Here is a 26836-nt window from a genome sequence, read left to right on the forward strand (position 1 = left end):
ACTGTTGCGGAAACGGGAACATGTTCGATCTCGAGGATATCCAGGCCTTCGTCACCGTGGCCGACGCCGGCGGCTTCGGGCGCGCGGGCCAGAGGCTGGGCCTGTCGAAGTCCATGGTCAGCCGGCGGGTGGCCCGCCTGGAGTCCGAGCTGGGCGCCCAGCTGCTCAGCCGCACCACCCGCGGGGTGGCCATCACCGAGGCGGGGCTGGAGTTCAAGGGCCGGGCCGACCAGGTCCTGGCCGACCTGGAGGCCGCCCGCGACGCCCTGGCTCAGCGTGGCGACGAGGTGGTCGGGACCCTGCGCATCGCCGCGCCGCTGTCCTTCGGCATGACCCACCTGGCGCCGGTCCTGGCCGAACTGGCCATGCGTCATCCCCGGCTGCAGGTGGAGGCGTCCTACAGCGACCGGTTCGTGGACTTGATCGGCGAGCGGTTCGACGTGGCTGTCCGCCTGGGAACCCTGTCGGACTCCAGCCTGATCGCCCGCAAGATCGCGCCGATCCACGGGGTGATGGTGGCCAGCCCCGACTATCTGGCCCGCCGCGGCGAACCCAGGACCCCGGCCGAGCTGGCCGGCCACGACGCGGTGCTGCAGATCAACGAGGTCTGGCGCTTCCGGGACGGCCGGCGCGAGATCACCGTCCAGGGCCACGCCCGCTTCCGGGCCGACAACGGCCAGGCCCTGGTCTATGCGGCGGAGGCCGGGGTCGGGATCGCCATGCTGCCCACCTTCCTCAGCGGCCAGTCCATCGAGAAGGGGACCCTGGTCCCGATCCTGCGCGACTATCCGACCCCGGAGGCCGGCCTCTATGTCGTGCGTCCGCCCCCGGCCAGCCACATGGCCGGCAAGGTTCGGGCGCTCACCGAGCTGCTCCTGGAGCGGTTCGGCGGCGAGCCCTACTGGGACGCCTGCTACGCCCACCGCAAGGCGGCGAAAGCGGCCGACCTCGCGATCTAGTCGTCGTCGAACTCGCCCAGCATCTCGGCCTTGGTGGCCTCCCAGCGGGCGGCGCCCTCACGCAGGGAGGCGCGGATGGTGGCGATGTCCACCGGGGCGTAGGCCTCCTGGTGCACCCCCAGCGCCACCAGGAAGGCGGTGACGAAGTCGCGGTAGTCGACCCAGGTCTTGCCGGCCAACTCCATGGGCCAGGCCAGAAGGCTCTCGTCGGCGCCCTGCCAGCCCTCGCTCAGGCGGATGGCGGCGATCTCATAGGGAAAGGGATCCCCCAGGGTCTCCAGGCCAAAGTCGGTGACGATCCACTGGCGGCCGCGCCAGACGATCTCGCTGGCGCGATCGCCGATCTCTTCTTTACGCATTTCGATATTCCGGCAGGGCCGCGAACGGCCGCGTGAGCCCAGCAGATGATCGCTTTGCGGCGGGCCCGCAAGGCTTAGGGCTTGCGGGTTGGCGCGCGCGCGGGGCAAGAGGCGGCCATGACCGACATCATCACCCTGTGGACCGACGGCGTCTGCACCGACAGCCGTGGCTTTGGCGGCTGGGCCTATGTGCGGACCTGGCGCGGCGAGGCCCGCGGCGCCGCCGGCGGCGAGCGCCAGGCGGTCACCCCGCGCATGGAGCTGACGGCGGTGGTCCGCGCCCTGGCCGAGCTGGAGGGCGCCCCTGCCGCCGCGCCGGTCACCGTCTGTTCCGACAGCGCCCTGGTGATCACGGGCGCCGCCAGCCTCGCCGCCTGGAAGGCCGCCGGCTGGGTTACCGATACGGGCGAGCCGGTCGCCCATCGCGACCTGTGGGAGAAGGTCGCAGCCGTCGCCCTGGCCCGCCCGGTCACCTTCACCCGCGTCACCGCTGCGCCCAGCGGCAAGGAGCCTGCCGGCTTCGTCGCCGCCTGGTCGGACTTCGCCCGGGAGAAGTGCAAGGCCGCGGGCGCCTTCACCTCGCCGATCCCCAAGCCCAACCTCGCCAAGTTCCCCGGGCTTTCGGACGCCTGAATTCCGGCCCGGCGTGCAGCCAATGTGAAGGTTGCGCGTTTAGGGCCGCGAGGGGGCGCCCATCTTGCCAGACAGTCGGCCGCCGCGCGCATGAGCCTGCGGGAAGCACCTGAGTTCCAGTGGCCAAGGGGCGGCGGCGAGACCGGCGCCCTGATCCGCACGTTCGACTGGGCGGCCACCGGCCTCGGCCCCATCGACCTCTGGCCCCAGAGCCTGAAGACCGCCACCGACATCCTGCTGCAGACCCCGGTCCCCATCGTCATGCTGTGGGGCCCCGACGGGGTGATGATCTACAACGACGCCTACTCCATCTTCGCCGGCAAGCGTCACCCCCAGCTCCTGGGCTCCAAGGTGCTGGAGGGCTGGCCAGAGGTGGCCGACTTCAACGCCAATGTCATGAAGGTGGGCCTGGCCGGCGGCACCCTGGCCTATCGCAAGACCCAGCTGGTGCTGTTCCGCAACGGCGCGCCCGAGGAGGTCTTCCTCGACCTCGACTACAGCCCGGTGCTCGACGAGCACGGCGTTCCGGCCGGAGTCCTGGCCATCGTCTTCGACATCACCGAACGGGTCCGCGCCGACGAACGCCTGCAGATCGCCCAGCGGGCCGGCCGGGTCGGCGCCTTCGAATGGTATCCCGACACCGGGCGGGTGGAGGTCTCCGAGGAGTACCGCCGGATCTGGGGCATCGCCCCCGATGTGGAGGTGACCGACAAGCTGCTGGTCAGCCTGGTGGACCCCGTCGACCGGGCGGTCACCGGACCCCACCGCATCCAGTCCGACAAGCCCCTGGAATATGCCGAGTACCGCATCACCCGGCCCGACACCGGCGAGGTCCGCTGGATCGGCCGCCGCGGCGAGGTGCTGCCCGCCGACGAGAACGCGCCTCGCCGCTTCCTGGGGGTCAGCTTCGACATCACCGACATGAAGGCCGCCCAGGCCGCCCTGCGCGAAAGCGAGCAGCGGTTCCGGACCCTGACCGAGGCCATGCCGGGCTTCGCCTGGAGCGCCGGTCCCGACGGGGGGCTCGACTACGCCACCCAGCAGTGGCTGACCTATTCCGGCCTGACCCTGGAGCAGACCATCAGCGACGGTTGGTTCGACGCCATCCATCCCGACGACCTGGCGCGGGTGGGCGGAGTCTGGAGCGCCTGCGTCGCCTCCGGAGAGCCCTACAATGTCGAGTTCCGCCTGCGGCGCCACGACGGCGCCTATCGCTGGTTCCTGGTCCGCGGCCTGCCCCTGCGCGACGAGGCCGGCGCGGTCACCAAGTGGGTCGGCGCCGCGGCCGAGGTGGAGGACATGGTGCTGGCTCGCGAGGCCCAGGCCAGCCACCAGCAGGCCCTGGAGGAGGAGGTCGAGACCCGCACCCGTGAGCGCGACCGCATCTGGAACGTCAGCCGCGACCTGCTGATGGTCACCGACAAGGCCGGTATCGTGCTCAGCGCCAACCCGGCCTGGACCGCCACCCTCGGCTGGCCCGAGGACGAGATGGCCGGCCGCACCACCGGGTGGCTGGAACACCCCGAGGACCGGGCGCGCACCCGCGAGGAGGTCCGCAAGCTGTCGGCGGGCGAGCCCACCCAGCGCTTCGAGAACCGCTTCCAGCACCGCGACGGCGGCTATCGCTGGCTCTCCTGGACCGCCGTCTCCGACGAGGGGCTGAACTACTGCGTGGCCCGCGACGTCACCGCCGACAAGGAGGCCCAGGCCCGGCTGCGGGAGACCGAGGACGCCCTGCGCCAGGCCCAGAAGATGGAGGCCGTCGGCCAGCTCACCGGCGGCATCGCCCACGACTTCAACAACCTGCTCACCGGGATCATCGGCTCCCTGGACCTGATCAAGCGGCGCATCGAGACCGGACGGCTCTCGGAGATCTCGCGGTTCATGGAGGCGGCCTCGACCTCCGCCAGCCGCGCCGCGGCCCTGACCCATCGCCTGCTGGCCTTCGCCCGGCGCCAGTCGCTGGATCCCACCGCCATCGACGTCAACGCCCTGGTGGCCTCCATGGGCGACCTGCTGCAGCGGACCCTCGGCGAGCAGGTGGCGCTGGAGATCGCCCTGGATCCTGGCGTCTGGCCGGCCTTCGGCGACGCCGGCCAGTTGGAGAACGCCGTCCTCAACCTGGCCATCAACGCCCGCGACGCCATGCCGGCCGGCGGCAAGCTGACCATCGAGACCGCCAACACCCATCTGGACGCCCGCTATGTCGCCCGCCACGATGACCTGCAGGTGGGCGACTACACCGTGCTCTCGGTCACCGACACCGGGACCGGCATGACCCCGGAGGTGATCGCCAAGGCCTTCGACCCCTTCTTCACCACCAAGCCCATCGGCCAGGGCACCGGCCTGGGCCTGTCCATGATCTACGGCTTCGCCCGCCAGTCCGGCGGCCATGTCCGCATCTACAGCGAGGTGGGCCAGGGCTCGAGCGTGAAGCTCTTCCTGCCGCGCTTCACCGGCGAGGCCGGCGAGGGCGAGGCCGAGCCCGTCCGCCCCGAGGCGCCCCGCGGGGCCGGCGAGACCGTGCTGGTGGTGGAGGACGACGACGCCGTGCGCCTGCTGGTGGTGGAGGTGCTCTCGGAGCTGGGCTACGCGGCCATCGAGGCCCATGACGGCCAGGCCGCCATCCCGATCCTGCAGTCGGACCAGCGCATCGACCTGATGGTCTCCGACGTCGGCCTGCCCGGACTGAACGGCCGCCAGGTGGCCGAGATCGGGCGCCAGCACCGGCCGGGCCTCAAGGTGCTGTTCGTCACCGGCTACGCCGAGAACGCCGCCGTCCGCTCGGGCTTCCTGGACCCCGAGATGGAGATGATCACCAAGCCCTTCGCCCTCGACCAGCTCGCCGCCAAGATCCGCGAGATGATCGAGCGCTGAGCGGGATGAGGAAAGGGGGCGACCGGTTTTCGGCCCGCACCCCGCGCCAACTCAAGGCCGAGCGGGGTCAGCGGGTCTGGGCGCCCGGGTCGGTGAAGAAGAACAGGGCCAGCGCCATGGCCGCGGCGGCGTCGCGGTCGGGAGACCCCTGGACCGGCAGATAGACCGTCCCCTTGAAGGGGGTGCGGACCATGCCGCCGACCTCCTGGTCGCCCTTCAGGATCACGTAGGACATGGTGCTTCCGCCCCCCAGGGGCATGGAGCCGGGCATCTTCCTGGTCTTGGCCCGCAGGGTGACGCCGCCATAGCGGATCTCCGCGGCCCGCTGCGGCTGGTACAGCTTGTCCATGAACTTGCCGTCGCTCAGCACCAGGGCGAAGGAGGCGTCCGGGGGGCCACCCTCGAAGTTGCAGACATAGGCCAGGTCGTTGCGCTTGAAGTCGATCCAGCTGAAGCCGAAGCGGTTCTGGCCGCCTTCGCAATTGACGGTCATCGGCGCCTTGAGGCGCGGCGAGGCGACGGTGAAGCTGGTCTTCGCATAGTCGCTGGAGAACATGCCGAGCGCCCGGGTCTGCTTGTTCACCGCCTTCACCTGGCCGGAATATTCCCCCAGCTCATAGCCGAACCCCAGCAGCAGGCCCTTCACCCGCTTGGGCTGCAGGCTCAGCTTCTCGGTATGGCTCATGTCCTGGGCCAGGGCGGGCGCTGCGCCCGCCAGGACCGCCGCGGCGAGAACGCTCAAAGCCACTCGTTTCATGGTCGCCACTCCCCGTTGTGGGCGCCACCCTAGGACAACGAGCTTGGCCTTGGAAGACTCAGGGCGGCGCGACCAGGACCTGGTCGGTATAGGTCTCCACCACCAGGCTGAAGGGCGTCCCGTCCGGCGTCGTCAGCACCGCGCGGTGGCGCAGGATCTCGTGCGGCACGGTCAGGGCGCCCGGCCCGGCCGCGGGTAGGGGGCGGCCCTCCCATCCGGCCGGCAGGGGCTGGAACAGCGCCTCGGCCGCCAGGGTCCGGCGGCGGAAGTCCAGCGGCCGCACCACCACCCCGAAGGGGGTCTGGGTGGTGTTCAGGGCGGTGTTCATGGCCGGGGTCAGGCGGGCCGGCAGGTACCAGTTGTCAGCTTCCGACAGCACCTTGTCGCCACAGGCCAGCTCGACCCGCCGATAGGCGACGGGCGCCTCGGCCGAGACCCGCAGGTCGCGCCGTTCGGCCTCGCCCGCGGGCTTGTCGGCCCCGGTGATCCGCCGGGCGACGATCTTCGCCCCGCCGCCGGGCCCGTGGGCGTCGCACCAGCGCTGCAGGGTGGCCGTGGCGCTGTCGCGGCTCAGCAGCTCGGCGTTCAGGCCCTGGACCTGGGCCTGGGCCGACAGGCGGGCCAGGGGCGTGTCGGGCCAGTCGGCCGCCGCGGCGGGACCGGCCAGGAGGACGAGGAGCAGGGGAAGGACGCGCATGGCCCTCGTCTCGCATTCTCAAGCCCGCCGCGTCCAGCTAGCTTGCCGGCCATGGCCAAGACCACTCCCGCGACCCTGGCGCTGCGCAAGGCCGGCGTCGCCTTCACCCTGCACACCTATGACTACGATCCGGAGGCGGGTCGCGTTGGTCTCCAGGCCGCCGAGAGCCTGGGCGCCGATCCCGCCCGGGTGCTCAAGACCCTGATGGGCCAGGTGGACGGCAAGCCGGTCTGCGCCGTCCTGGCCTCCGACCAGGAGGTGGCCATGAAGAAGCTGGCCGCGGCGTTCGGTGGCAAGGCCGCGGCGATGATGAAGCCCGCCGACGCCGAGCGGATCACCGGCTACCGGGTCGGCGGGGTCAGCCCCTTCGGCCAGAAGCGCCCGGCCCCCACCGTGGTGGACGAGGCCGCGCTCGCCCACGCCCAGGTCTTCGTCAACGGCGGCCAGCGGGGCCTGCAGGCGCAGCTCGCGCCCGCCGACCTGGTGGCGGCCCTGGGCGCCAAGGTGGCGGCCATCACCTGACCTGATCCCGCCGCGCCGGGGAGGAAAGGGGATCGACTTGCGCGGGCGCGGTGTAAGCTGGTCCTCCCGGTCTCCTCCCCCAAAGGCCCGAATGTCCGCCGCCCAGTCCAAGGCCAACATCGCCCTCGTCATCGAGACCATGTACGCCGTCGCCGCCGATCCCGAGCGTTGGGAGGAGGTGATCGCGGCCCTGGACGTCCCCGCCCAGGAGGGCGAGCCGCTCCAGGAGACCCGGGGCATGGCCAGCCTGGCGCGGGCCGCGGCGGGCGGCGGGGACCGGGCCGACGTGGGGGTGATCGTGGTCTCCGGCGCCGGCGGCGCGGTGGCCTGCAACCCGGCCGGCGAGAGCCTGTTCAAGCACCGCCTGGGGCGGATCGAGGCGCGCGGCCTCTCCTTCCTCAATCCCTCCAATCACGAGGCCCTGACCCAGGCCCGCAAGCGGCTGCGCGAGACCCGCGGCCGCCAGGTCATCGTCAAGTTCCTCGACGAGGCGGATGAGGGTCCGCACTTCGCCTATGTGACCCCCGCCGTCGCCCTGCCGCCGGGTCTCGCCGCCACCCTTCCGCAGCCCTCGCCGCGGGGGGAGGGAGACATCGCCATCGTCTTCCCGGCCCTGGAGACCACCGACCGGCTGTGGGCCAGCGTGCGGGAAAGCTTCGGCCTGACCCCGGCCGAGACCCGGTTGGCGGCGCGGCTGAAGGACGGCCTCAGCCTGAAGGAAGCCGCCGACGACCTGGCGGTCAGCCTCAACACCGTGCGCAACCAGCTGCGCGCCGTGTTCGACAAGATGGGCCTGAACCGGCAGAGTGAACTGGTCCGGGCCCTGACCCAGCTCGGAACCCTGGCCCAGGCCTTTGAGGACCCCGGCGCCTCGCGCGCCTCCCCCACCATCTTCGCCACCGAGCGCGGCGCCGCCGAGACCGCCCCGCCGGTGCAGCTGTTCAAGCTCGCCGACGGCCGCCGCCTGGCCTGGCGCGACTATGGCGACCCCGCCGGCCGCCCCGTCCTGGTGATCACCCAGGACCTGGCCTCCAGCCTGCTGCCCCGCGGCACCAATGCGCTCGCCCGCGACATGGGCCTTCGGCTCATCGCCACCGAGCGGGCGGGCTCGGGGCGGTCCGATCCGCATCCGGACTTCACCTACGCCAATGTCGCGGCCGACTCCGTGGCGCTCATCCGCCACCTGGGCATCGACGGTCTGCAGATCACCACCAACACCGACGGCGCGGCCTACGCCATGGAGGCGGCGGTGCAGCTGGGGGACTCGGCCACTCGCATCCTGCTGGCGTCCGGGCGGCCGCCGGGCCTGCAGGCCGAGCGGGAGCGCGACAAGGGCCACACGCTGACCCTGTTCTGGCGGCGCATCTACCGGAACCCCTGGCTGTCGGACATGATCTTCGAGATGATGCGGCTCAGCCTAAGCCGCGCCCAGTTCGAGCGCTACGCCCGCGCCGCGGCCTCGGCGCCCGGCGACGCGGCCTATCTGAAGTCCCATCCGGAACTGCTGGAATTCATCATCGACTACACCCGCGAGTCGGTGGCCCTCAGCGCCCGGGGCGCCGCCGACGCCATCCGGTGCGCGGCCAGGCCCGGTGGCCCCGACATCTCCGACCTCGCCTGCCCCGTCACCCTCTGGCACGGCGACCAGGACCCCATGAACGGCGTTGAGGAGGTCCAGGCCTGGTTAGGGGACCATGTGGAGGCGGTGCGGGTGTTCCCCGGCATCGGCCGCTTCCTGGCCCACAAGCACTGGGCCGAGGCCCTGGCCTGGCTGGCCCGCGTCTAATCCCTGGGCTTGAGGGTCAGCTGGACCAGGCCGAACACTAGCGGGATCGGCACCCAGGCGAACGGGGCCGGGCGTGGGCCGCCGAGCTTCAGGGCGATCAGGCCGCGCCGAAGGCCAGGCCCGGGGTCGCCGCCCGCCCGACTCGATACAGCCTCTGGCGGGGGCTCATCCCGCCCGTCAGCCGCCCGCCCCCGCGCCTGGATCCCCGCGACCCGAGGTCTTCCGGGGAACCTCGATCAATATTAGTTTGGCGCCAAACTATTGCGTACGGAACCTTACGATCTACCTAACCAACTGTTTGTTGGACGTTATATTTCTGTTGCCACATCTCATCGACCCGTGTTTTGTAAGCTTAACAAACAATATGGGGAGGACATTATGTTGCATCAGACTGGCGGGACTCGCGCCCGCTTGATGGCCGCCGGCGCGGCCCTCGGCGCCGCGGGATCCCTGTTCGGAGTCGCGCCGCCGGCGTTCGCCCAGGGCGCCGAGGCCGCCCCCGCCCAGGTGGAGGAGGTGGTGGTCACCGCCCGCCGGCGCGAGGAGCGGCTGCAGGACGCCCCTGTCGCCGTCACCGCCTTCGGCGCCGAGGCCCTGGCCGACCGGGGCGTGGACAACGTCGCCGAGATTTCCAAGTTCGCGCCGAACGTCCGCTTCGATGGGGCCGCCCAACTCTCGGGCGGCAACTACAACGCCACCGTCTTCATCCGCGGCGTCGGCCAGAACGACTTCGCGATCTTCTCCGATCCGGGGGTCGGCATCTATGTGGACGGGGTCTATTTCGCCCGCTCCATCGGCGGCATGCTCGACGCCTTCGACGTCGGCCGGATCGAGGTGCTGCGCGGGCCCCAGGGCACCCTGTTTGGCAAGAACACCATCGGCGGCGCGGTGCTGATCACCTCCCAGGCGCCCGGGACCGAGCTGGCCGGGCGGCTGGAGGGAACCGTCGGCAGCTTCAAGCGGCGCGACCTGAAGGGCTATCTCGACCTCCCCCTGGGGGAGAACCTCTACGCCCGTATCTCCGGGGGCAGCCTCAATCGCGACGGCTACGCCCATCGCCTCTCCGACGGCCAGGACCTGGGCAACCGCAACGCCGACGCCGGCCGCGTGCAACTGCGCTGGGCGGCCACCCCCGACCTGACCGTCGACCTCTCGGCCGACTACACCCGGGCCCGGGAGCATTCCGCGCCCCAGACCCTGATCGCGGTGGGCAACCGCCCCGGCTTCACCGGCGCGCCCTTCCTGACCAACTTCAACACCTTCGTGGCGCCGGGTCTCGGGATCACCGCGCCCAACGGCCAGAAGACCCTGAACACCTCCTTCATCACCGGCGACCCCTATACGACCTGGGGCTCGGGCCCCAACGTCAACGATCTCGACCTCTGGGGCGTGTCGGGGACCGTGAACTGGGATCTGGGGGCGATCCAGGCCAAGTCGATCACCGCCTATCGTCATCTGAAGGCTCAGTTCGCCCGCGACGGGGACAACAGTCCCTTCACCTTCCGCGAAACCCGGAACTGGGACAAGCAGCGCCAGTTCAGCCAGGAGTTCCAGTTCAACGGCGAGGGCTTCGACGGCCGGCTGACCTGGGTGGCCGGACTCTACTACTTCAACGAACACGGCTCGGATCGCGGCTACGCCCACCTGGCCCTGGGCCTCCGCCCGCCCGCCACCCCGCCGCCCATCTCGCCCTCGGCCAATGTCTATACGGTGGTGGACGCCACCACCTACGCGGCCTTCGCCCAGGGCTCCTTCAACCTCACCGACCGCCTGAGCCTCACCCTGGGCGGGCGCGCCAACAAGGACGAGAAGACCTACTATCTCGACCATCGGCGCATCGCCGACGGCTTCATCGTGGCCAACACCACGGTGTCGGACTCCTGGTCGGCCTTCACGCCGAAGGTGGGGATCGAGTTCAAGCCCACCTCCGACGTCCTGCTCTACGCCTCGGCCGGAAAGGGCTTCAAGAGCGGCGGCTTCAACGCCCGTCCCCTGGCCGACATCACCGAGGTCACCGCCTATCAGCCGGAGACCATCCGCACCTATGAGCTGGGCGCCAAGACCGCCTGGTTCGACCGCCGGCTGGTGCTCAACGGGGCGGCCTATTTCAGCCAGTACGACGACATCCAGGTCACGGTGAACCAGACGCCGCGCAACTTCGTGGCCAACGCCGCGGCCGGCGAGATCAAGGGCTTCGAGATCGAGGCCGTCGCCCGTCCGGCCCCCGGCTGGGACGTCAACCTGGCCGTCGGCCACACCAAGACCAAGTACACCGAGGTCGGTCAGGGCCTGGGCCCCACCCAGATCCTGCCCATCAAGCTGTCCACCAAGTTCGTGAAGTCGCCGGAATGGACGGTCAACGCCGGGCTGCAGCACCGCGTCGAGCTGGGCGAGCTCGGCTCCCTCACCCTGCGCGGCGACGTCAGCTATTTCGGCAAGTACTACAACGACATCGCCAACGACGAGGACCTGGCCCAGAAGGCCTACAGCCTGGTGGGGGCGCGGATCACCTGGGCCTCGACCGACGAGACCTGGCGGATCGAGGCCTTCGGGACCAACCTCACCGACGAGCAGGTCAAGGTTAGCGGCAACGCCTCGAGCGCCGCCTTCGGCCTGAAAGAGGCCAGCTACGGCCCGCCCATGGAGTGGGGGGTGTCCCTGGCGCACGACTTCTAGGGCGCGACAGCCTGGGGTGGGGCCGGGTTCGGACGCCCCACCTCAAGTGGTGCGCTGAAAGCACAGGCGCGAGCGCGCCGCGCCGCATAGTCCGGATGGATCATGCGGCGCGGCGGGTCCCCGTGGTCGAGGAGACGCGACAGTACGTCATGCCTCCTTGGGGATATTCCACATGCGCTTTCTCGCGGCCGCCTTCGCGGCCTTCCTGCTGACCCTCGGCCTTGGAGCGGGTTCCGCCTGGGCCCAGGCCGCCGGCAGCACGGTCACCCTTCCCGACGGCACCACCATCGTCACCACCGTGGCCGGCCTGAACAATATCACCGTCAGCATCTCGGGCGGGCCCTATACGGCCAACCCGGCCACGGTGCGCTTCACCAGCGTCGTCCCCAGCGCCACCAGCATCTCCTATGCCGGCACCATCAGCGTCGGCGGGACCACCGAGGCCTTCAACTGCGTGGTCAACACCGTGACCCAGGCGGTCACCGGCTCGGGCGCCTGCGCGGTCGCCTTCGGCCAGGCGCCGACGACCACGCCCACGACGCCCACAACATCGACGACGCCGACGACCTCCACGACGCCGACGGCTCCCACAACCACGACGACCACCACCACGACGCCGACCGGAACCACCACCACGATCACCTCCTCCAACGGCACGGTCGTCACCCTGACGGTCCCCGAGCAGGCCCTGATCACCCAGGCGGAGGCCGACCAGCTGTTCCTGGCCCTGGTGGGCACGCGGGTGAACGCCACCAGCATGCAGAGCTTCGTCGCCAGCCGCCTGCAGGGCCTGGCGCTGTCGGGCCTGGCCTCCGGCGTCGGTCCCCAGACCCGCAATGGCCACGTCTACAAGGGCCTGAATGCGGGGTCGTTCGAGCCGCAGACGGGCGTCTGGGTCAACGCCTCGGGCGCCTATCTCGACGACAGCCGCGCGGGGTCGGGCCAGGACGGCTGGGGCGGATCGGCGGCCATCGGCGCCGACGTGATCTTCGACAACACCGTGCTCGGCGGCTATGTGGGCTACGGCTCCATGAGCCTGGACGGCGCGGCGGTGGACTACGAGTCCAAGGGCTGGACGGTCGGCGGCTACGCCAGCTGGTCGGCGAGCCCGGCCTTCCAGATCACCGGCACGATCGGCTACGCCAACGACAAGGTCGAATACGGCCGCACCGCGGGACCCTTGCGCTCCTTCGGCGAGACCGACCGCAACCAGCTGTTCGGGTCGGTGACGATCGGAACCACCCTGGAACTGGGATCCGACTGGGTCCTGACCCCCAGCCTCGGCGTGATCGAGAGCACGTCGGACACCGACGCCTATCTGGACAACGCCGGACGTCCGATCGCCGGCAATTCCACCGACCTGACCATCGCCCAGGCCGGGACGGCGCTGTTCTACACCGGCAGCGCCTGGCTCCCCTATGTCAGCGCCAGCTTCAACAGCCAGACCAACGGCCCGGCCGGCGTGGACAAGGAATATGGCTACGTCGGCGCCGGCTTCGCGGCTCCGCTGTCGGACGACCTGGCCCTGGCCTTCAACATCCAGACCCTGGTCGGCAAGAAGAACGAGGGGGAGACCAGTTTCGGCTTCACCCTCCGCAGGGCGTTCTGAGGAGAGCGTGCTGATGCGGTGGAGAACGGCGCCGGCCCTCGGCCTGGCGCTGCTCTCCCTGCTGACGGCTCCTGCCGGCGCCAGCCCCGCCGGCCGGGGTTGGACATCCTTCGAGGCGGCCTCCCTCGCCGCCGCCTCGAAGGATGATCCGTCGGCCGGCGACCTGCTCACCGTGGTGATCGAGGGGGACGGCGACGCCCATGACAGCCGGGGGCGTCCGTCCGCCGATCCGACCCCCAAGGACCCCCTGGGATTCAAGATCGCCCAAGGCTGGCCGCAGGGTCCGGTGGCCTGGCTCGGCCGCCCCTGCCAGTATGTGAGGGAGCCGGCCTGCACCCCGGCGAGCTGGACGACGGCCCGCTACTCGGAGCATGCGGTGGCCGCCTCCAGCCTCGCCATCGATGAGCTCAAGCGCCGCGCCGGCGCCACGCGGCTGCGGCTGGTGGGCTGGTCCGGCGGCGGCGCCATGGCGACCCTGGTGGCCGCCCGCCGCACCGATGTCGTGGCCCTGATCACCCTGGCCGCGCCCCTGGACCTCGACGCCTGGGCGGAATGGCATGGGGCGAGCCCGCTGACCGGCTCCCTCGACCCCGCCGCCATCACGCTGCCACCAAGGGTGGCTCAGCTCCATGTGCTCGGCCGCTTCGACCAGGTCGTGCCGCCGGCCCTGGGCGAGCCCGCCGCCCGCCGCCTGGGCGGAACGGTCCTGGTCTGGCCCGAGAAGCACACCTGCTGCTGGGCGGCGCGCACCGGGCGTCTCCTGGCGCTTAGTCCACCCGCTGAGTAGTCTCTTCCGAAATCGGGGAGTAGCTTATGTCCAGGACCCTCGCGGCGCTGCTGTCGCTCGCGCTGCTGTCACTCACCGCCGCCGCCGCGCCGCCGGAGACCCGATTCTCGCCCGAGATCGCCCGCTTCGCCGAACTGGACGCCGCGACCCCGCCCAAGCCCTGCGGCTTGCTGTTCACCGGCTCCTCCAGCGTGCGGTTCTGGAAGACCCTGGACCAGGACATGGCGCCCTACCCAGTCATCAACCGCGGCTTCGGCGGCTCGCAGATCGCCGACGTCACCCTCTATTTCGACCAGGTGGTGACCCCCTATCGCCCGCGCGCGATCTTCTTCTATGCCGGCGACAACGACATCCATGCGGGCCGCACCCCCGCCCAGGTGACAGCCGACTTCCAGGCCTTCCTCGACCGCAAGGACAAGGCTCTGGACAAGACCAAGGTCTACTTCATCTCGCTCAAGCCCTCGAAGGCCCGCTGGGCCGAACGGGCCGCGCAAGGACAGGCCAACGCCCAGATCAAGGCCATCGCCGACAGGCGCGCCGACCTCGACTATGTCGACGTGGTCCCCGCCATGCTGGAGAACGGCCAGCCCAAGGAGATCTTCGTCTCCGATGGTCTGCACATGACCCCGGCCGGCTACGTCCTCTGGACCCAGGTCGTCCGCCCGGTGCTGGAACACGAGGCGAAAACCGGCGCGGCCTGCAAGGGCTAGCGCCGCGCAAAGCCCTTGGCGCCGGGCCTCATGGGGTTATCGTCGTTCACATGACCGCCCGAAAGAGGCGGCGCGGAGGAGACCCCGATGAAGTTCACCTGGTTCAACCTGATGCCGTGGCCCTATCTGCCGGACGATTTCCGGGAGAAGAACCGATCCGTCTGGGTCGATATCGACCAGAAGCTGTTCGATCCGGCCAGGAGCCATGAGGTCTACAACACCTATATGGACCTGCTGGAATACGCCGACACCCTGGGGTTCGACGGCGTCGGGGTGAACGAGCACCACCAGAACGGCTACGGCATCATGCCCAGCCCCAACATCATCGCCGCCGGCCTGGCGCGCCGCACCAAGGACGCGGCCATCGTCGTCCTGGGCAACTCCATCGCCCTCTACAACCCGCCGATCCGCGTGGCCGAGGAGTTCGCCATGCTGGACTGCATCTCCGGCGGGCGTCTGGTGGCCGGGTTCCCGGTGGGGACCTCCATGGACACCAACTACTGCTACGGCCAGATCCCGTCCCTGACGCGGGAGAAGTACCAGGAGGCTCATGACCTGATCATCAAGGCCTGGACCACGCGCGAGCCCTTCGCCTGGAACGGCCGCTACAACAAGCTGCGGCACGTCAACATCTGGCCGCGCCCGATCCAGGACGCCCCGCATCCGCCCGTCCATATCCCCGGCGGCGGCTCGGTGGAGACCTACGACTTCTGCATCGACAACACCTACTCCTACTCGTACCTCAGCTTCTCCGGCTACCTGCGGGCCCAGGCCCTGATGGACGGCTACTGGCGCCGGGTCGACGAGCGCGGCGTGGACAAGAGCCCCTACCGGGCGGGCTTCGCCCAGACCATCCTGGTGGCCGACACCGACGAAGAGGCCGAGCGGCTCTATTCCGAGCACGTCAGCTACTTCTACAATCGCTGCCTGCACGTCTATCCGGGCTTCGCCGACGCGCCGGGCTACCGGACCATCAAGACCATCCAGACCGGCGCCCTGTCGCAGTACGCCCCGCCGCGCGGCGGCTACACCCAGCTGACCTGGAAGGAGCTCACCGAGCAGGGCCACGTGATCGCGGGTTCGCCGGAGACCGTGCGCCAGCGGATGGAGGAGCTGATCAAGGGCCTGAACGTCGGCAACATCTTCTGCCTGATGCACGTGGGGAACATGCCCGCCGACAAGTGCATGTATTCCACCAAGCTGTTCGCCGAGAAGGTGATGCCCAAGCTTCGGAACATGTTCCCCGACTGGGACCACGACAACCGCTTCTGGACCAGTCCCCTGGCCAAGCGGGTCACCTCGGGCAGCCTGCCCAAGGAGGCGCCCACCAGCGCCGAACTCGCCAAGACCTACGCGTGAGGGGGATGAGCATGGACCTCAAGACCGTTTCCACCCAGCACGTCCCCGTCCGCTATCTGGAGGGCGGCTCCGGCCCCGACCTCGTCTTCCTGCACGGCGCGGGGGGCGTCACCGCCGAGGATCCCTTCCTCAAGGCGCTGGCGGAAAAGCACCATGTCTACGCTCCGCTGATCCCCGGCTACGGCGACAGCGAGGAGTGCCCCGAGATCCGCGACATGCTGGATTTCACCCTTCACACCTGGGACGTGGTCGAGGCGCTCGGCCTCAAGGATCCGATCCTGGTGGGCCATTCCATGGGGGGCATGATCGCCGCCGAGATGGCCGCCCTCGCCCCCAACGATGTCACCCGCCTGGGACTGATCTGTCCGGCCGGCCTGTGGAACGACGACCACCCGGTGGCCGACATGTTCTCCCTGATGCCCTACGAGATGCCGCAGTACCTGTTCCATGACGCGGCGGCCGGGGCGGCGATCCTGACGGCGGGGCGCAATGTCGAGGACCCCAACTTCCTGCAGACCTATCTGGTGACCAACGCCCGCCAGCTGGGCATGGCCGGCCGCATCCTGTTCCCGATCCCCGAGCGGGGCCTGGCCCAGCGGCTGTACCGGATCAAGGCCAGGACCGTCGTGGTCTGGGGCGACAGCGACCGCATGGTCCCGCCCTTCTACGCCCACGGCTTCAAGAAGGGGATCAAGGGCGCCGAACTGGTCTCCATCCCCGAGGCCGGCCACATGGTGATCCTGGAGAAGACCGCCCAGGTGGTGGACGCCATCGATAGGTTAGGCTGATTATTTAGGAGTCACCCCTTTTCCTGGCCCCCGGCTCATGCTGAGTTGGGGCCAGGGAGAGCGGCATGAGGTGGCGAGGCTTGGCGGGCTTGGGGATGGCGCTGGCGCTCGCCCTGCCGCTCGCCGCCCAGACCCCCGACCGTATCGATGTTCCAGCCAACCGGTCCTGGTGGACCGCCGGCGACGGCCGCCGCATGGCCGCGGCGGCCACCTACGCCAATCCCTACGGCCGGCTTGAGGTGCTGAACGCCGGCGGCGGGTTCGAGACCGCGGGCCATCCCTTCTTCACCCCGCTGGGCGTCAACGGCCGGGCCTGCGTCACCTGCCACCAGCCGGCCGACGGGATGAGCGTCTCCGCGGCCGCCCTGCGCCAGCGCTGGAAGGCCACCCAGGGCAAGGACCCCGTCTTCGCCGCCATCGACGGGTCCAACTGCCCGAGCCTGCCGCAGGCCAGGCGGTCCTCCCATAGCCTGCTGCTGGACCACGGCCTGTTCCGCATCTTCCTGCCCTGGCCCATCAAGGGGGCGGAATTCTCGATCGAGGTGGTTCGCGACCCCACCGGCTGCAACACCGACCCGATCCATGGGCTCTCCAGCCCCAGGCCGACGATCTCGGTCTTCCGCCGTCCGCGCCCGGCGGCCAACCTGAAGTACGTCACGACGCCCGACCCCATCGGCTTCAACGTCAAGACCGGCATGCCCCTGGCCCGTGACCCCGAGACCGGCGCCCCGGTCTCCATGCAGCTGATGGCCGACGCCCGCCAGCCGACCCTGAGGACCCAGGCCGTGGACGCCGCCCTCACCCACCTGCAGGCCGAGGCGCCGCCCACCCGCGACCAGCTCGACCAGATCCTCGCCTTCGAGACCCAGGTCTATGCGGCCCAGTCCGTCCCCGCCGGTTCGCCCCCGGGCCTTGGCGCGCAGGCCCTGGCCCGCGCCCGTCCCGGCCTGCTGGGCAACGACCTGAAGACCCCGGTCTTCCAGCCCTTCGACCTCTGGCGCGCCAAGGCTGGGGAGACGTTGAAGGGGGAGGCGGCCTTCCGCGCCTCGGTGGCCCGGGGCGCCGACGTCTTCCTGACGCGGCCCTTCTGGATCTCCGACACCAGCCACCTCAATACGGTGGGCCTGGGCAACCCGATCAAGCGCACCTGCTCCACCTGCCACAACGCCCAGATGACCGGCATGGACGTGGCCCCGGGCTGGATGGACATCGGGACCAGCAACCAGCCCACCGCCGACCCCCTGCGCCACCTGCCGCTGTTCAAGGTCACCTGCCGCCCGGACGCGCCGCCGCATCCGTTCCTGGGCCGCGTGATCTACACCCACGATCCAGGCCGGGCCCTGATCTCCGGCCTCTGCCGCGATGTGGGCGCCATCACCATGCAGTCGTTCCGGGGCCTGGCGGCGCGGGCCCCCTATTTCGCCAACGGCTCGGCCAAGGACCTGAAGGCCCTGGTCGACTATTACGACCGCCGCTACGCCATCCATTTCACGGCCCAGGAAAAGCGTGACCTGGTCAATTTCATGAGCGTGCTGTGAGGCGCCTGGCCCTGCTCGCCTGTCTGGCGCTCACCGCCGGCGCCCCGCCCCCGGCCCAGCGGAACTTCGTCGCCTGCCCGATGATCCGCGACACCGAGCCGGTGCCCTGCTGGCTCGCCGAGTCTGGGGGCGAGCTCTACTACCTCGGCGTCCAGGGCGACATCAGTGAGGCCTTCCACCCGCCCCAGCTGCGCCACCGCGCCCTGGTGGAGGGAACGGTCCTCGACGGCTCGCGGATCTGCGGCGGCATCGTGCTCAAGCCCGTCACCGTCTCGGCCCTGCCGGAGATCGACGCGGCCTGCGCCAAGGTCCTGCCTCCCGAGGGCTTCAGGATCACCGACTTCCCCCGCGGCCCCGGCCCCGCCAACCGCGGCCGCCAACTGGCCACCGGCCCGGAGGTCCCACGCCCGGTTCCGCCCGCGCCCCAGCCGCCCTATGGCGTGAAGACCTGGGACGTCCGTTTCGGCTTCGAGGGCCTCTACATCAATGTCCACCAGTTCCGCGGCGTGCTCGACGCCGCCGCCTACGCCAAGGCCTCCAGCGGCAAGGTCACCGTCGACGGCTGGCGCGGCGCGACCCTGCTCTCCAACGGCGAGACCCTCGCCGAACCGGCGGGCCTCGCCCAGGCGCGGACCGAGAAGGTGGCCCAGGCGCTGACCGAACTCGGCGCCGCGCCGGTGGCGACGGTCGCCCATGCGGACCTCGAAGCCCCCGACGGCGTCACCGATCCGGAGCGCCGCCGGGTGCGGATCACGGTGCGGCCCTAGGTCGTCCGCCGACAATCGGCCTCATCTCATGTGTCATCCCGCACTTCCGCGCTGCGCGCTCCATGCGGGATGACACTCAGGGGAGCACCACCGCGCGCTTGTTCGTGACGTTCGTGAGGTTCGTGGTTCCAATCTTCCCTGAACCCCGGCTAGGTTCGGCTTCGACAAGAGGGCGATCGCGCCCCGGGGAGGACGCTTGAGACACCTGTTGATCCTGGCCGCATTGCTGAGCCTCGCCGCCTGCGCCAAGCCGGCCGGCCCGCCCGCCGATTTCGCCAGCCTCAAGCCCGCCGATCCGCGCCTGGCCGCTCTCTACGAGGGCGCCTGCAAGACCTGCCACACCAACCCGGCCGCCGGCGCGCCCCTGACCCACGACGCGCGGGCCTGGCTGCCCCGCTGGCATCAGGGCCAGGACGTGCTGTTGGACCACGTGGTCCAGGGCTACCGGGCCATGCCGGCCGGAGGTCAGTGCGCCGCCTGCACCCCGGACGACTACCGGGCGCTCATCGCCTTCCTGGCCGGCCACGAGGGAGACAGGTCATGATCAGCCGCCGCAAGGCCCTGCTGGCCGGCGCCGCCGGCGTGGTCGCCGTGGGCGGCGGGGGCGTCTTCCTGGCCACCCGCGAGAAGCCCGAGCCGGCCGCGCCCCCCAGCGTGAACCCGCAGGGCCGGATGCTCTGGCGCAACTGGTCGGGGATCGAGAGCGCCTATCCCGCGATCCGCAGCGCCCCCAGTTCCGAGGCCGAGGTCGCCCAGACCTTGAAGATCACTCCCGCCCCCGTCCGCCCGGTCGGCGCCGGCCACTCCTTCACCGGCCTGGTCCCCACCTCCGGGACCCTGATGACCCTGGACCAGGTGGCCGGGATCGACCGCTGGGAGGGCGACGAGGCGGTAGTCTGGACCGGCACGCGTCTCGGCGCGCTCGGCCCCGCCCTGGCCGCCAAGGGCCGGGCCATGCCCAACCTGCCCGACATCAACAAGCAGTCCCTGGGGGGCGCCATCGGCACCGGCACCCACGGCACGGGGACCGCCTTCAAGGCCATCCATGGCGACATCACCGCCCTGCGCCTGGCCACGGTGGGCGGCGAGATCCTCGACTGCGACGCGACCCACAACCCCGATGTCTTCAACGCCGCCCGGGTGTCCCTGGGCGGGCTGGGGGTCATCACCCAGGTGCGGCTGAAGACCTCGGCCAATGCGCGCCTGCACCGCCATGTCTGGATCGAGCCCCTGGAACAGACCCTGGCCCAGGCCGAGGCCCGCTGGGCCAAGCACCGCAACTACGAGTTCTACGCCGTCCCCTTCACCGATCTCGCCGCCAACATCACCCACGACGAGACCAACCTGCCGGCGACCCCGCGCACGGCCTCCAGCGACGACGCCTTCCTCGAGGCCTTGAAGCAGCTGCGCAACCTGCTGGGGTTCTCCACCCCCCTGCGCAAGGCCGCGGCCAAGGCGCTCTTGGGCTCCACCAAGCCGGAGGAGGCCGTCGACGAAGGCTGGAAGCTGCTCTCCACCGAGCGTCCGGTGCGCTTCAACGAGATGGAGTTCCACCTGCCGCCGGAGAACCAGTTGGCGGCCCTGAAGGCGGTGGTCGCGGCCCTGGAGACCCATCGCAAGGACGTCTTCTTCCCCATCGAGGCGCGCCGGATCGCCGGCGACGACGCCTGGCTCTCGCCCTTCAATGGCGGGCCGCGCGGCTCGGTGGCCGTCCACTGCTACTACAAGGACGACTACAGGTTCCTGTTCGACCTGATCCAGCCGATCTTCCTGGCCCACGGCGGCCGCCCCCACTGGGGCAAGCTCCACAGCCTCAAGGCGCCGCAGCTCTCCAAGCTCTATCCCGACTGGGCGGCCTTCCAGACGGTCCGCCGTCGGCTGGACCCGCAGGGGAAGATGCTGAACCCCTATCTGCGCGACCTGTTCGGGGCCTGACAAACACCGCTCATCCCGACGAAGACCGGGACCCAGGTCATAGGTCGCGGTCTTGCGCCAAGAAGCCTGACAGCAGCCGATGCATCTGGGTCCCGGCCTTCGCCGGGAGGAGCGGATTTCGGGAAGCTAGACTTTCACCAGCGCCCCATCCCCACTCAGCGCCAGCGCGTGGAACCGCTCCCCCATGAGCCGGTAGCCCTCGGTGTTGGGGTGCAGGTCGTCGGGCAGCAGGGCGGCGTCGGCGGGGCCGAACAGCTCCAGGCCGTCGAGATAGCGGATGGCGGCGTCCCCGCTCTGCACCCGGGCGGCCACCACCGCCTGCAGCAGCTGGCGCATCCGCTGCAGGCTCGGCCCCTCGCCGGTGGTTTCCCGGGGCGGCGACCAGATCGGCGAGACCACGGCGATCGGGGTCGTGGGGTGCTTCTCGCGGATGATGGAGATCATGGCGTGGGCGGCGTCGAGGAAGTTGCGCTCCTTCAGCTGGCCGTCGGTGTGGACGTTGATCCCCAGCTTCAGGACGATGGCGTCGGCCCGCTGGTCGCGGATGATCCGCGCGGCTAGGCCGCTCAGCAGGCAGGAGCCGGCCCAGCCCAGGTTCAGGTGATCGAGGTTCGCCAGCCCGCTGGCCACGGCGGGCCAGTTGGCCGTGGCCCCCTCGGCCTCCATGCCGTGGGTGATGGAGCTGCCGTGGAACAGGATGCGCTTGCGCCATTCGGCGGCGGGCTCCAGGGCCGCGCCGTCGTCGATGAAGAGGCCGGTGATCGCCACCGTCGCCGCCTGGGGTAGCCACAGCTCCACGGTCTTGGTCCTGGCCGGCAGGCCGGTGAATTCGAGGGTGAGGGCCTCGTCCCCGCTCAGCGTGCCGTCGGCCTCCATCACCGCGCCCCCCTCGCCCCAGCCGCGGCCGAAGAACTTCCCGTCCACATAGAGGTCGTAGGCGCCGCGCTTCTCCCCGTCATTGGCCTGGGCCAGCAGGTGCTGGGTGGCGGTCAGCCGCACCGTGGTGCTGTTGGTGGAGAACCTTAGGCGGCAGCCGGTGGCGCAGGAGGCCACCCAGCGGGTGAAGGGGTCGTAGAAGGCCAGCTCCTTCACCGGCAGCCGCATCGGCTGCAGCGATCCCTCGCGGCGGCGGATGTCGATCTGGCCGTCCATCAGGGTCTCGATGGCGGTGAGGGGGACGGCTTGCATGGAGCGCTCCTGGTTGTTGGCGCACCTTAGGACATTCGTCGGGCGTGGGGAGGGCGGGGCGCTCCAAGATTGAACCACGAACGGCACGAACAGACGACGGTGCTCCCCAGGTGTCATCCCGGTTTCCGCGCCAGCGGAAGACCGGGACCCAGAAGCACCGATCTATCCGGCACGCCCCGCGCGTCTGGGTCCCGGACAAGCCCTGCGGGCTTTCCGGGATGACACCTCAGGAGCGCGCTCTTGTTCGTGAGGTTCGTGAGGTTCGTGGTCCGACGTCTTCAACCTCGCCGGCGCACGGCGTCGAAGGACGCGCCCACGAAAAAGGGCCGCCCTCGAGGACGGCCCTTCGTCAGTTCAAAGTCTTTGGGACCTAGAAGATTTCGAACAGGCCCGCGGCGCCCATGCCGCCGCCGACGCACATGGTCACCACGCCGTACTTGTAACCGCGACGCTTGCCCTCGTGCAGGATGTGGCCGGTCGCCCGGGCGCCGGTCATGCCGTAGGGGTGGCCGATGGAGATGGCGCCGCCGGAGATGTTGTACTTGGCCGGGTCGATGCCCAGCTTGTCGCGGCAGTAGAGGCACTGCGAGGCGAAGGCCTCGTTGAGCTCCCACATGTCGATGTCGTCGATCTTCAGGCCGTTACGCTCCAGCAGCTTGGGGATGGCGAAGACCGGGCCGATGCCCATTTCCTCCGGGCCGCAGCCGGCCACGGCCATGCCGCGATAGGCGCCCAGCGGGGTGAGGCCGAGCCGCTCGGCTTCCTTCCGCTCCATCAGCACCACGGCGGCGGCGCCGTCGGAGAGCTGGGAGGCGTTGCCGGCGGTGACGTACTTGCCTTCCTTGACATAGATGCCGCCCTTGAAGACCGGGGCCAGCTTCTGCAGGTCGGCCAGGGTGGTCGACGGACGGTTGCCCTCGTCCTGGGTGAGGGTGACCTCCTTTTCGGAGAACTCGCCGGTCTCCTTGTTCTGGACCATCATGATCGAGGTCAGCGGCGCGATCTCGGCGTTGAACACCCCGGCGGCCTGGGCCGCGGCGGTGCGCTGCTGCGACTGGAAGGCGTATTCGTCCTGGGCTTCGCGGCTGACGCCGTAGCGCTCGGCCACGATCTCGGCGGTCTCCAGCATCGAGGTGTGGATTTCCGGCACGTGCTCGTTGAGCCACTTATCGCTGGTGCGGTAGCGGTTCATCTTGTCGTTCTGGACGAGGGAGATCGACTCCAGCCCGCCGCCGACCGCGACATTGGCGCCGTCGTTGATGATGTACTTGGCGGCCGTGGCGATGCCCATCAGGCCCGAGGAGCACTGGCGGTCCAGGGTCATGCCCGAGACGGTGTTGGGCAGGCCCGCGCGCAGGGCGGCCTGGCGGGCGATGTTGTTGCCGGTGGAGCCCTGCTGCAGGGCCGCGCCCATCACCACGTCGTCGATGGTGGCCGGATCGATGCCGGCGCGCTTGACGGCCTCGGCGATCACGTGGCCGCCCAGCTCGGCGCCGGAGGTGTTGTTGAACGCGCCGCGATAGGCCTTGCCGATCGGCGTGCGGGCGGTGGAGACGATGACGGCTTCACGCATGAAGAGGTCCTTAGATTAAGGGGAGGGTCGAAAATTTGAGCGAGTGGAATGTCACAGGTCGCCGAAGAACCCCACCGAAATAGTGACTTTCCGGTGGGGTTTCGAGAGGCGGTCTAGAGGTCGGAGAACTTCTTGCCCTCGGCCACCAGCTTTTCCAGCAGCGGCGCGGGCTTGAAGGTATCGCCCATGGTGGCCTGGAATTCCTTCATCTTGGCCAGCACCTTGGCCGGGCCGACCTGGTCGCCGTACCACATGGGGCCGCCGCGATAGACCGGCCAGCCGTAGCCGTTCTGCCAGACCACATCGATGTCGGAGGACCGAATGGCCTTGCCCTCCTCGAGGATCTTCACGCCTTCGTTGATCATCGGGAAGATGCAGCGCTCCAGGATCTCCTCGTCGCTGATCTTGCGGGGATTGGCGCCCGACTTGACGATGAAGTCGTGGATCACCTTCTCGGTGAAGGGGCTCGGCTTGGCGTTGCGGTTCTCGTCGTAGTCGTAATAGCCGGCGCCGGTCTTCTGGCCACGGCGGTCGGCTTCGCAGAGCACGTCGCGGATGCTCTCGCCGTTGGACTTCTCCTTCACCCAGCCGATGTCGAGGCCGGCCAGGTCGCTCATGGCGAACGGGCCCATCGGGAAGCCGAAGTCGTAGAGCACGCGGTCGATGTCCCAGGGCATCGCCCCTTCCATCACCAGCTTCTGGGCCTCGCGCTGGCGCTGGCCGAGGATGCGGTTGCCCACGAATCCGGGGCAGACCCCCACCAGGACCGCGACCTTGCCGATCTGCTTGGCCAGCTTCATCGAGGTGGCGATGACGCTGTCGGAGGTGTGGTCGGCGCGGACGATCTCCAGCAGCTTCATGACGTTGGCCGGCGAGAAGAAGTGCAGGCCGATGACGCTCTCGGGACGCTTGGTCACCGAGGCGATCTCGTCGATGTTCAGGCCCGAGGTGTTGGTGGCCAGGATCGCGCCGGGTTTGCAGATGGCGTCCAGCTTGGCGAAGATGTCCTTCTTGATGTCCATCCGCTCGAACACCGCCTCGATCACCAGGTCGACGTCCTTGAAGCTGTCCTCCATCGACAGCGAGCCGGTGATCAGGCCGCAGCGCTCCTCGACCTGGGCCGGGGTGATGCCGCCGCGCGAGGCGGTCCGCTCATAGTTCTTGCGGATGATGGCCAGGCCCTTGTCCAGGGGCTCCTGCTTCTGCTCGACGATCACCACCGGGATGCCGGCGTTGGCGAAGTTCATGGCGATGCCGCCGCCCATGGTGCCGGCGCCGATCACGCCCACCTTCTTGATGGGGATCAGCGGGACATCGTCGGCGATGCCGGGAATCTTCTGGGCCTGACGCTCGGCGAAGAAGGAATAGCGCTGGGCGGCCGACTGGCTGCCGCTCATCAGTTCGCCAAACAGCTTGCGTTCGACGGCCAGCCCCTCCTCGAAGGGCAGGTTCACCGCGGCCTCGATGGTCTGGATGTTGTATTCCGGGGCCAGGAAGCCGCGGAACTTGCGCGCATTGGCCTTGCGGAAGTCGGCGAAGATCTCGGGCTTGCCGCGGGCGGCCTCGACCTTGGCGTTCTGGTCGCGGATGCGGGTCAGGGGCCGGCCCTCGGCCACCACCTTGCGGGCGAAGGCCAGCGCGCCCTCGCGCAGCTTGCCCTCTTCCACCAGCTCGTCGGCCAGGCCGCCGGCCAGGGCCTCCTTGGCCGGCACGTGACGGCCGCTAGTCATCATCTCCAGGGCGCGCTCGGGACCCACCACGCGGGGCAGGCGCTGGGTGCCGCCGGCGCCGGGCAGCAGGCCCAGGTTCACTTCGGGCAGACCGAACTTCGCCGAGGGGACCGCGACGCGGAAGTGGGCGCAGAGCGCCACTTCCAGGCCGCCGCCCAGGACCGTGCCGTGGATGGCGGCGATCACCGGCTTGGGCGAGTTCTCCATCATGTCCTGCACGTCGGTCAGGCTGGGGCCGGCCATGGCGCCGCCGAACTCGGTGATGTCGGCGCCGGCGATGAAGGTGCGGCCTTCGCAGATCAGCACGATGGCCTTGGCGGCCGGATCGGCGCCGGCGGCCTTGAAGCCCTCGAACAGGCCCTCGCGCACCTTGGCCGACAGGGCGTTCACCGGCGGCGAATTCAGGGTGATGACGGCGATGTCGCCATCGAGCGTGAGGTCGGTCACGGAGTTGACGGCGGTCATGGGCGCATCCTCGGCTTGTCGTTTCAGGGCCGCTTCTAGGCAGGGCGGCTGGAGAGATTCAAACGGGTGTTACAGGCCACGCCGACCCGGTGCGAGTCAAATGTGCGTAGGGTTTTCGTGACGGAAACACGGGTCTATGACCCAGCTTCAACGCTGAAAAAGGGACGCGCCTGATGGCTCTGGATCTGTTCTCTCTGAAGGGCCGCGTGGCCCTGGTCACCGGCGGCTCGCGCGGGATCGGCAAGATGATCGCCGCCGGCTTCATCGAGCAAGGCGCCAAGGTTTATATCTCCTCGCGCAAGCCCGGCGCCTGCGACGAGACCGCCGCCGAGCTCGGCCCCAACTGCATCTCCCTGCCGCAGGACGTCTCGACGGTGGAGGGCTGCCAGGCGCTGGCCAAGCGCTTCGGCGAGCATGAGGCCAAGCTCGACATCCTGGTGAACAACGCCGGCGCCGCCTGGGGCGCGCCCTTCGACGAGTTCCCCGAGAGCGGTTGGGACAAGGTGATGAACCTGAACCTGAAGTCGCCCTTCTTCCTCACCCAGGCCCTGCACGGCGCGCTCAAGGCCGCCGCCAGCCACGAGCAGCCCGCCAAGGTGATCAACATCTGCTCGATCGACGGCATCCGCCTCAATCCGCAGGAGACCTATTCCTACCATGCGAGCAAGTCGGGCCTGATCTACCTGACCCGCCGGATGGCCGCGACGCTGATCGAGGACAGCATCAACGTCACCGGCATCGCGCCCGGCGCCTTCGCCTCGGAGATGAACCGGGTGGCCCGCGACCAGGGCGACGAGATCGCCAAGCGCATCCCCTCGCGGCGCATCGGCCGCGACGAGGACATGGCCGCGGCCGCCATCTACCTGGCCTCGCGAGCTGGTGACTACGTGGTGGGCGAAACCATCGCCGTCGATGGGGGCGTGGCGCTCGCCAGTCTCGGCGGCCTGTGAAGGAGAGAGGCTAGTAAAATCATATAGTTACGAGATTTGTTCGCCCCGACGGTCGCAGGACTCGTCGGGGCGGCGCCCGTCAAATAGGGGGTTTGGTCTCTCACGGCCGACCGACATGTTGACGGAACGGCCCTGCCCGCGCCGCTTTTGCGCTAGAGTTTTCGCTTCCCG

At 69.6% G+C, this 26836-nt stretch carries 22 protein-coding genes; 16 read left to right on the top strand and 6 right to left on the bottom strand.

The annotated features are described in order from the left end of the window. Positions 1–20 precede the first annotated feature (20 nt). Entirely contained in the window at positions 21–959 is a 939-nt protein-coding gene (locus AC1RN5_RS20470; protein ID WP_493043431.1) for a LysR family transcriptional regulator, read from the top strand. Here AC1RN5_RS20470 and AC1RN5_RS20475 read toward each other — a convergent pair. After that, on the bottom strand, positions 956–1318 hold the full coding sequence (locus AC1RN5_RS20475; protein WP_421933352.1) for a hypothetical protein: 363 nt from the start codon (positions 1316–1318) through the stop codon (positions 956–958). The two genes, AC1RN5_RS20470 and AC1RN5_RS20475, sit on opposite strands and share 4 nt — an antisense overlap. A gap of 117 nt (positions 1319–1435) precedes the next feature. On the opposite strand from AC1RN5_RS20475, the gene AC1RN5_RS20480 reads away from it, so the two are divergent. Together AC1RN5_RS20480 and AC1RN5_RS20485 are read left to right on the top strand one after the other, a co-directional pair. Then, positions 1436–1951, top strand: coding sequence for an RNase H family protein (locus tag AC1RN5_RS20480; RefSeq protein WP_493043432.1), 516 nt, complete (start codon positions 1436–1438; stop codon positions 1949–1951). 90 nt (positions 1952–2041) lie between these two features. Continuing rightward, complete coding sequence (locus AC1RN5_RS20485; protein ID WP_493043434.1) at positions 2042–4828, top strand: hybrid sensor histidine kinase/response regulator; 2787 nt, start codon at positions 2042–2044, stop codon at positions 4826–4828. Between the two features lie 67 nt (positions 4829–4895). Here AC1RN5_RS20485 and AC1RN5_RS20490 read toward each other — a convergent pair whose 3' ends face one another. After that, positions 4896–5585 carry a hypothetical protein gene (locus AC1RN5_RS20490; RefSeq protein WP_493043436.1) on the bottom strand — a complete coding sequence of 230 codons (690 nt, stop codon included), beginning with the start codon at positions 5583–5585 and terminating at the stop codon, positions 4896–4898. A gap of 58 nt (positions 5586–5643) precedes the next feature. Continuing rightward, positions 5644–6282, bottom strand: a complete 639-nt coding sequence (locus tag AC1RN5_RS20495) for a hypothetical protein (protein ID WP_493043438.1) — start codon at positions 6280–6282, stop codon at positions 5644–5646. 51 nt (positions 6283–6333) lie between these two features. On the opposite strand from AC1RN5_RS20495, the gene ybaK reads away from it, so the two are divergent. The 12 genes from ybaK (at position 6334) to AC1RN5_RS20555 (ending at position 20759) form a co-directional block, all read left to right on the top strand. Beyond that, on the top strand, positions 6334–6804 hold the full coding sequence (ybaK, locus tag AC1RN5_RS20500) for a Cys-tRNA(Pro) deacylase (RefSeq protein ID WP_493043440.1): 471 nt from the start codon (positions 6334–6336) through the stop codon (positions 6802–6804). 91 nt (positions 6805–6895) lie between these two features. Then, positions 6896–8590 carry a hypothetical protein gene (locus AC1RN5_RS20505; protein WP_493043442.1) on the top strand — a complete coding sequence of 565 codons (1695 nt, stop codon included), beginning with the start codon at positions 6896–6898 and terminating at the stop codon, positions 8588–8590. 378 nt (positions 8591–8968) lie between these two features. Then, positions 8969–11266, top strand: coding sequence for a TonB-dependent receptor (locus AC1RN5_RS20510; RefSeq protein ID WP_493043444.1), 2298 nt, complete (start codon positions 8969–8971; stop codon positions 11264–11266). Positions 11267–11438: 172 nt separating this feature from the next. After that, positions 11439–12875: an autotransporter domain-containing protein gene (locus AC1RN5_RS20515; protein ID WP_493043446.1), complete on the top strand. Its 1437-nt coding sequence runs from the start codon at positions 11439–11441 to the stop codon at positions 12873–12875. A gap of 13 nt (positions 12876–12888) precedes the next feature. Next, a complete protein-coding gene (locus tag AC1RN5_RS20520; RefSeq protein WP_493043448.1) occupies positions 12889–13662 on the top strand; it encodes an alpha/beta hydrolase family protein in 774 nt (257 codons plus the stop codon). A 26-nt stretch (positions 13663–13688) separates the two neighbouring features. Beyond that, positions 13689–14372, top strand: coding sequence for a GDSL-type esterase/lipase family protein (locus AC1RN5_RS20525; RefSeq protein ID WP_493043450.1), 684 nt, complete (start codon positions 13689–13691; stop codon positions 14370–14372). A gap of 87 nt (positions 14373–14459) precedes the next feature. Continuing rightward, positions 14460–15731, top strand: coding sequence for an LLM class flavin-dependent oxidoreductase (locus AC1RN5_RS20530; protein ID WP_493043452.1), 1272 nt, complete (start codon positions 14460–14462; stop codon positions 15729–15731). A gap of 11 nt (positions 15732–15742) precedes the next feature. Next, positions 15743–16519 carry an alpha/beta fold hydrolase gene (locus AC1RN5_RS20535; protein ID WP_493043454.1) on the top strand — a complete coding sequence of 259 codons (777 nt, stop codon included), beginning with the start codon at positions 15743–15745 and terminating at the stop codon, positions 16517–16519. A gap of 65 nt (positions 16520–16584) precedes the next feature. Next, positions 16585–18057 carry a hypothetical protein gene (locus tag AC1RN5_RS20540; protein WP_493043456.1) on the top strand — a complete coding sequence of 491 codons (1473 nt, stop codon included), beginning with the start codon at positions 16585–16587 and terminating at the stop codon, positions 18055–18057. Continuing rightward, positions 18054–18824, top strand: a complete 771-nt coding sequence (locus tag AC1RN5_RS20545; protein WP_493043458.1) for a hypothetical protein — start codon at positions 18054–18056, stop codon at positions 18822–18824. The genes AC1RN5_RS20540 and AC1RN5_RS20545 overlap by 4 nt, the downstream gene beginning before the upstream one ends. 196 nt (positions 18825–19020) lie before the next feature. After that, positions 19021–19368 carry a c-type cytochrome gene (locus tag AC1RN5_RS20550; RefSeq protein WP_493043460.1) on the top strand — a complete coding sequence of 116 codons (348 nt, stop codon included), beginning with the start codon at positions 19021–19023 and terminating at the stop codon, positions 19366–19368. After that, complete coding sequence (locus AC1RN5_RS20555; protein WP_493043462.1) at positions 19365–20759, top strand: D-arabinono-1,4-lactone oxidase; 1395 nt, start codon at positions 19365–19367, stop codon at positions 20757–20759. Before AC1RN5_RS20550 ends, AC1RN5_RS20555 begins: the two co-directional genes overlap by 4 nt. A 126-nt stretch (positions 20760–20885) precedes the next feature. On the opposite strand, the gene AC1RN5_RS20560 is transcribed toward AC1RN5_RS20555, so the two are convergent. The 3 genes from AC1RN5_RS20560 to AC1RN5_RS20570 form a co-directional block, all read right to left on the bottom strand. Then, positions 20886–21947: a GDSL-type esterase/lipase family protein gene (locus AC1RN5_RS20560; RefSeq protein WP_493043464.1), complete on the bottom strand. Its 1062-nt coding sequence runs from the start codon at positions 21945–21947 to the stop codon at positions 20886–20888. Between the two features lie 370 nt (positions 21948–22317). Next, positions 22318–23520 (bottom strand): acetyl-CoA C-acyltransferase, encoded by a 1203-nt coding sequence (locus tag AC1RN5_RS20565; protein WP_493043466.1) that lies wholly within the window; start codon positions 23518–23520, stop codon positions 22318–22320. 113 nt (positions 23521–23633) lie between these two features. Continuing rightward, positions 23634–25715: a 3-hydroxyacyl-CoA dehydrogenase NAD-binding domain-containing protein gene (locus AC1RN5_RS20570; protein WP_493043468.1), complete on the bottom strand. Its 2082-nt coding sequence runs from the start codon at positions 25713–25715 to the stop codon at positions 23634–23636. A gap of 173 nt (positions 25716–25888) precedes the next feature. Here AC1RN5_RS20570 and AC1RN5_RS20575 point away from each other — a divergent pair, with 173 nt between their 5' ends. Next, positions 25889–26665, top strand: coding sequence for an SDR family oxidoreductase (locus AC1RN5_RS20575; protein WP_304697379.1), 777 nt, complete (start codon positions 25889–25891; stop codon positions 26663–26665). Positions 26666–26836 lie beyond the last annotated feature (171 nt).

Source organism: Phenylobacterium sp. GW821-FHT12F10, assembly GCF_058806695.1.

What these genes read in the sequence shown, in the direction of transcription:
- AC1RN5_RS20565 (WP_493043466.1), bottom strand. Translation starts at nt 23,520, where the DNA reads ATGCGTGAAGCCGTCATCGTCTCCACCGCCCGCACGCCGATCGGCAAG.
- AC1RN5_RS20560 (WP_493043464.1), bottom strand. Translation starts at nt 21,947, where the DNA reads ATGCAAGCCGTCCCCCTCACCGCCATCGAGACCCTGATGGACGGCCAG.
- AC1RN5_RS20520 (WP_493043448.1), top strand. Translation starts at nt 12,889, where the DNA reads ATGCGGTGGAGAACGGCGCCGGCCCTCGGCCTGGCGCTGCTCTCCCTG.
- AC1RN5_RS20540 (WP_493043456.1), top strand. Translation starts at nt 16,585, where the DNA reads ATGAGGTGGCGAGGCTTGGCGGGCTTGGGGATGGCGCTGGCGCTCGCC.
- AC1RN5_RS20485 (WP_493043434.1), top strand. Translation starts at nt 2,042, where the DNA reads ATGAGCCTGCGGGAAGCACCTGAGTTCCAGTGGCCAAGGGGCGGCGGC.
- AC1RN5_RS20475 (WP_421933352.1), bottom strand. Translation starts at nt 1,318, where the DNA reads ATGCGTAAAGAAGAGATCGGCGATCGCGCCAGCGAGATCGTCTGGCGC.
- AC1RN5_RS20570 (WP_493043468.1), bottom strand. Translation starts at nt 25,715, where the DNA reads ATGACCGCCGTCAACTCCGTGACCGACCTCACGCTCGATGGCGACATC.
- AC1RN5_RS20480 (WP_493043432.1), top strand. Translation starts at nt 1,436, where the DNA reads ATGACCGACATCATCACCCTGTGGACCGACGGCGTCTGCACCGACAGC.
- AC1RN5_RS20530 (WP_493043452.1), top strand. Translation starts at nt 14,460, where the DNA reads ATGAAGTTCACCTGGTTCAACCTGATGCCGTGGCCCTATCTGCCGGAC.
- AC1RN5_RS20505 (WP_493043442.1), top strand. Translation starts at nt 6,896, where the DNA reads ATGTCCGCCGCCCAGTCCAAGGCCAACATCGCCCTCGTCATCGAGACC.
- AC1RN5_RS20525 (WP_493043450.1), top strand. Translation starts at nt 13,689, where the DNA reads ATGTCCAGGACCCTCGCGGCGCTGCTGTCGCTCGCGCTGCTGTCACTC.
- AC1RN5_RS20510 (WP_493043444.1), top strand. Translation starts at nt 8,969, where the DNA reads ATGTTGCATCAGACTGGCGGGACTCGCGCCCGCTTGATGGCCGCCGGC.
- AC1RN5_RS20490 (WP_493043436.1), bottom strand. Translation starts at nt 5,585, where the DNA reads ATGAAACGAGTGGCTTTGAGCGTTCTCGCCGCGGCGGTCCTGGCGGGC.
- AC1RN5_RS20575 (WP_304697379.1), top strand. Translation starts at nt 25,889, where the DNA reads ATGGCTCTGGATCTGTTCTCTCTGAAGGGCCGCGTGGCCCTGGTCACC.
- AC1RN5_RS20555 (WP_493043462.1), top strand. Translation starts at nt 19,365, where the DNA reads ATGATCAGCCGCCGCAAGGCCCTGCTGGCCGGCGCCGCCGGCGTGGTC.
- AC1RN5_RS20495 (WP_493043438.1), bottom strand. Translation starts at nt 6,282, where the DNA reads ATGCGCGTCCTTCCCCTGCTCCTCGTCCTCCTGGCCGGTCCCGCCGCG.
- AC1RN5_RS20515 (WP_493043446.1), top strand. Translation starts at nt 11,439, where the DNA reads ATGCGCTTTCTCGCGGCCGCCTTCGCGGCCTTCCTGCTGACCCTCGGC.
- AC1RN5_RS20535 (WP_493043454.1), top strand. Translation starts at nt 15,743, where the DNA reads ATGGACCTCAAGACCGTTTCCACCCAGCACGTCCCCGTCCGCTATCTG.
- AC1RN5_RS20470 (WP_493043431.1), top strand. Translation starts at nt 21, where the DNA reads ATGTTCGATCTCGAGGATATCCAGGCCTTCGTCACCGTGGCCGACGCC.
- ybaK (WP_493043440.1), top strand. Translation starts at nt 6,334, where the DNA reads ATGGCCAAGACCACTCCCGCGACCCTGGCGCTGCGCAAGGCCGGCGTC.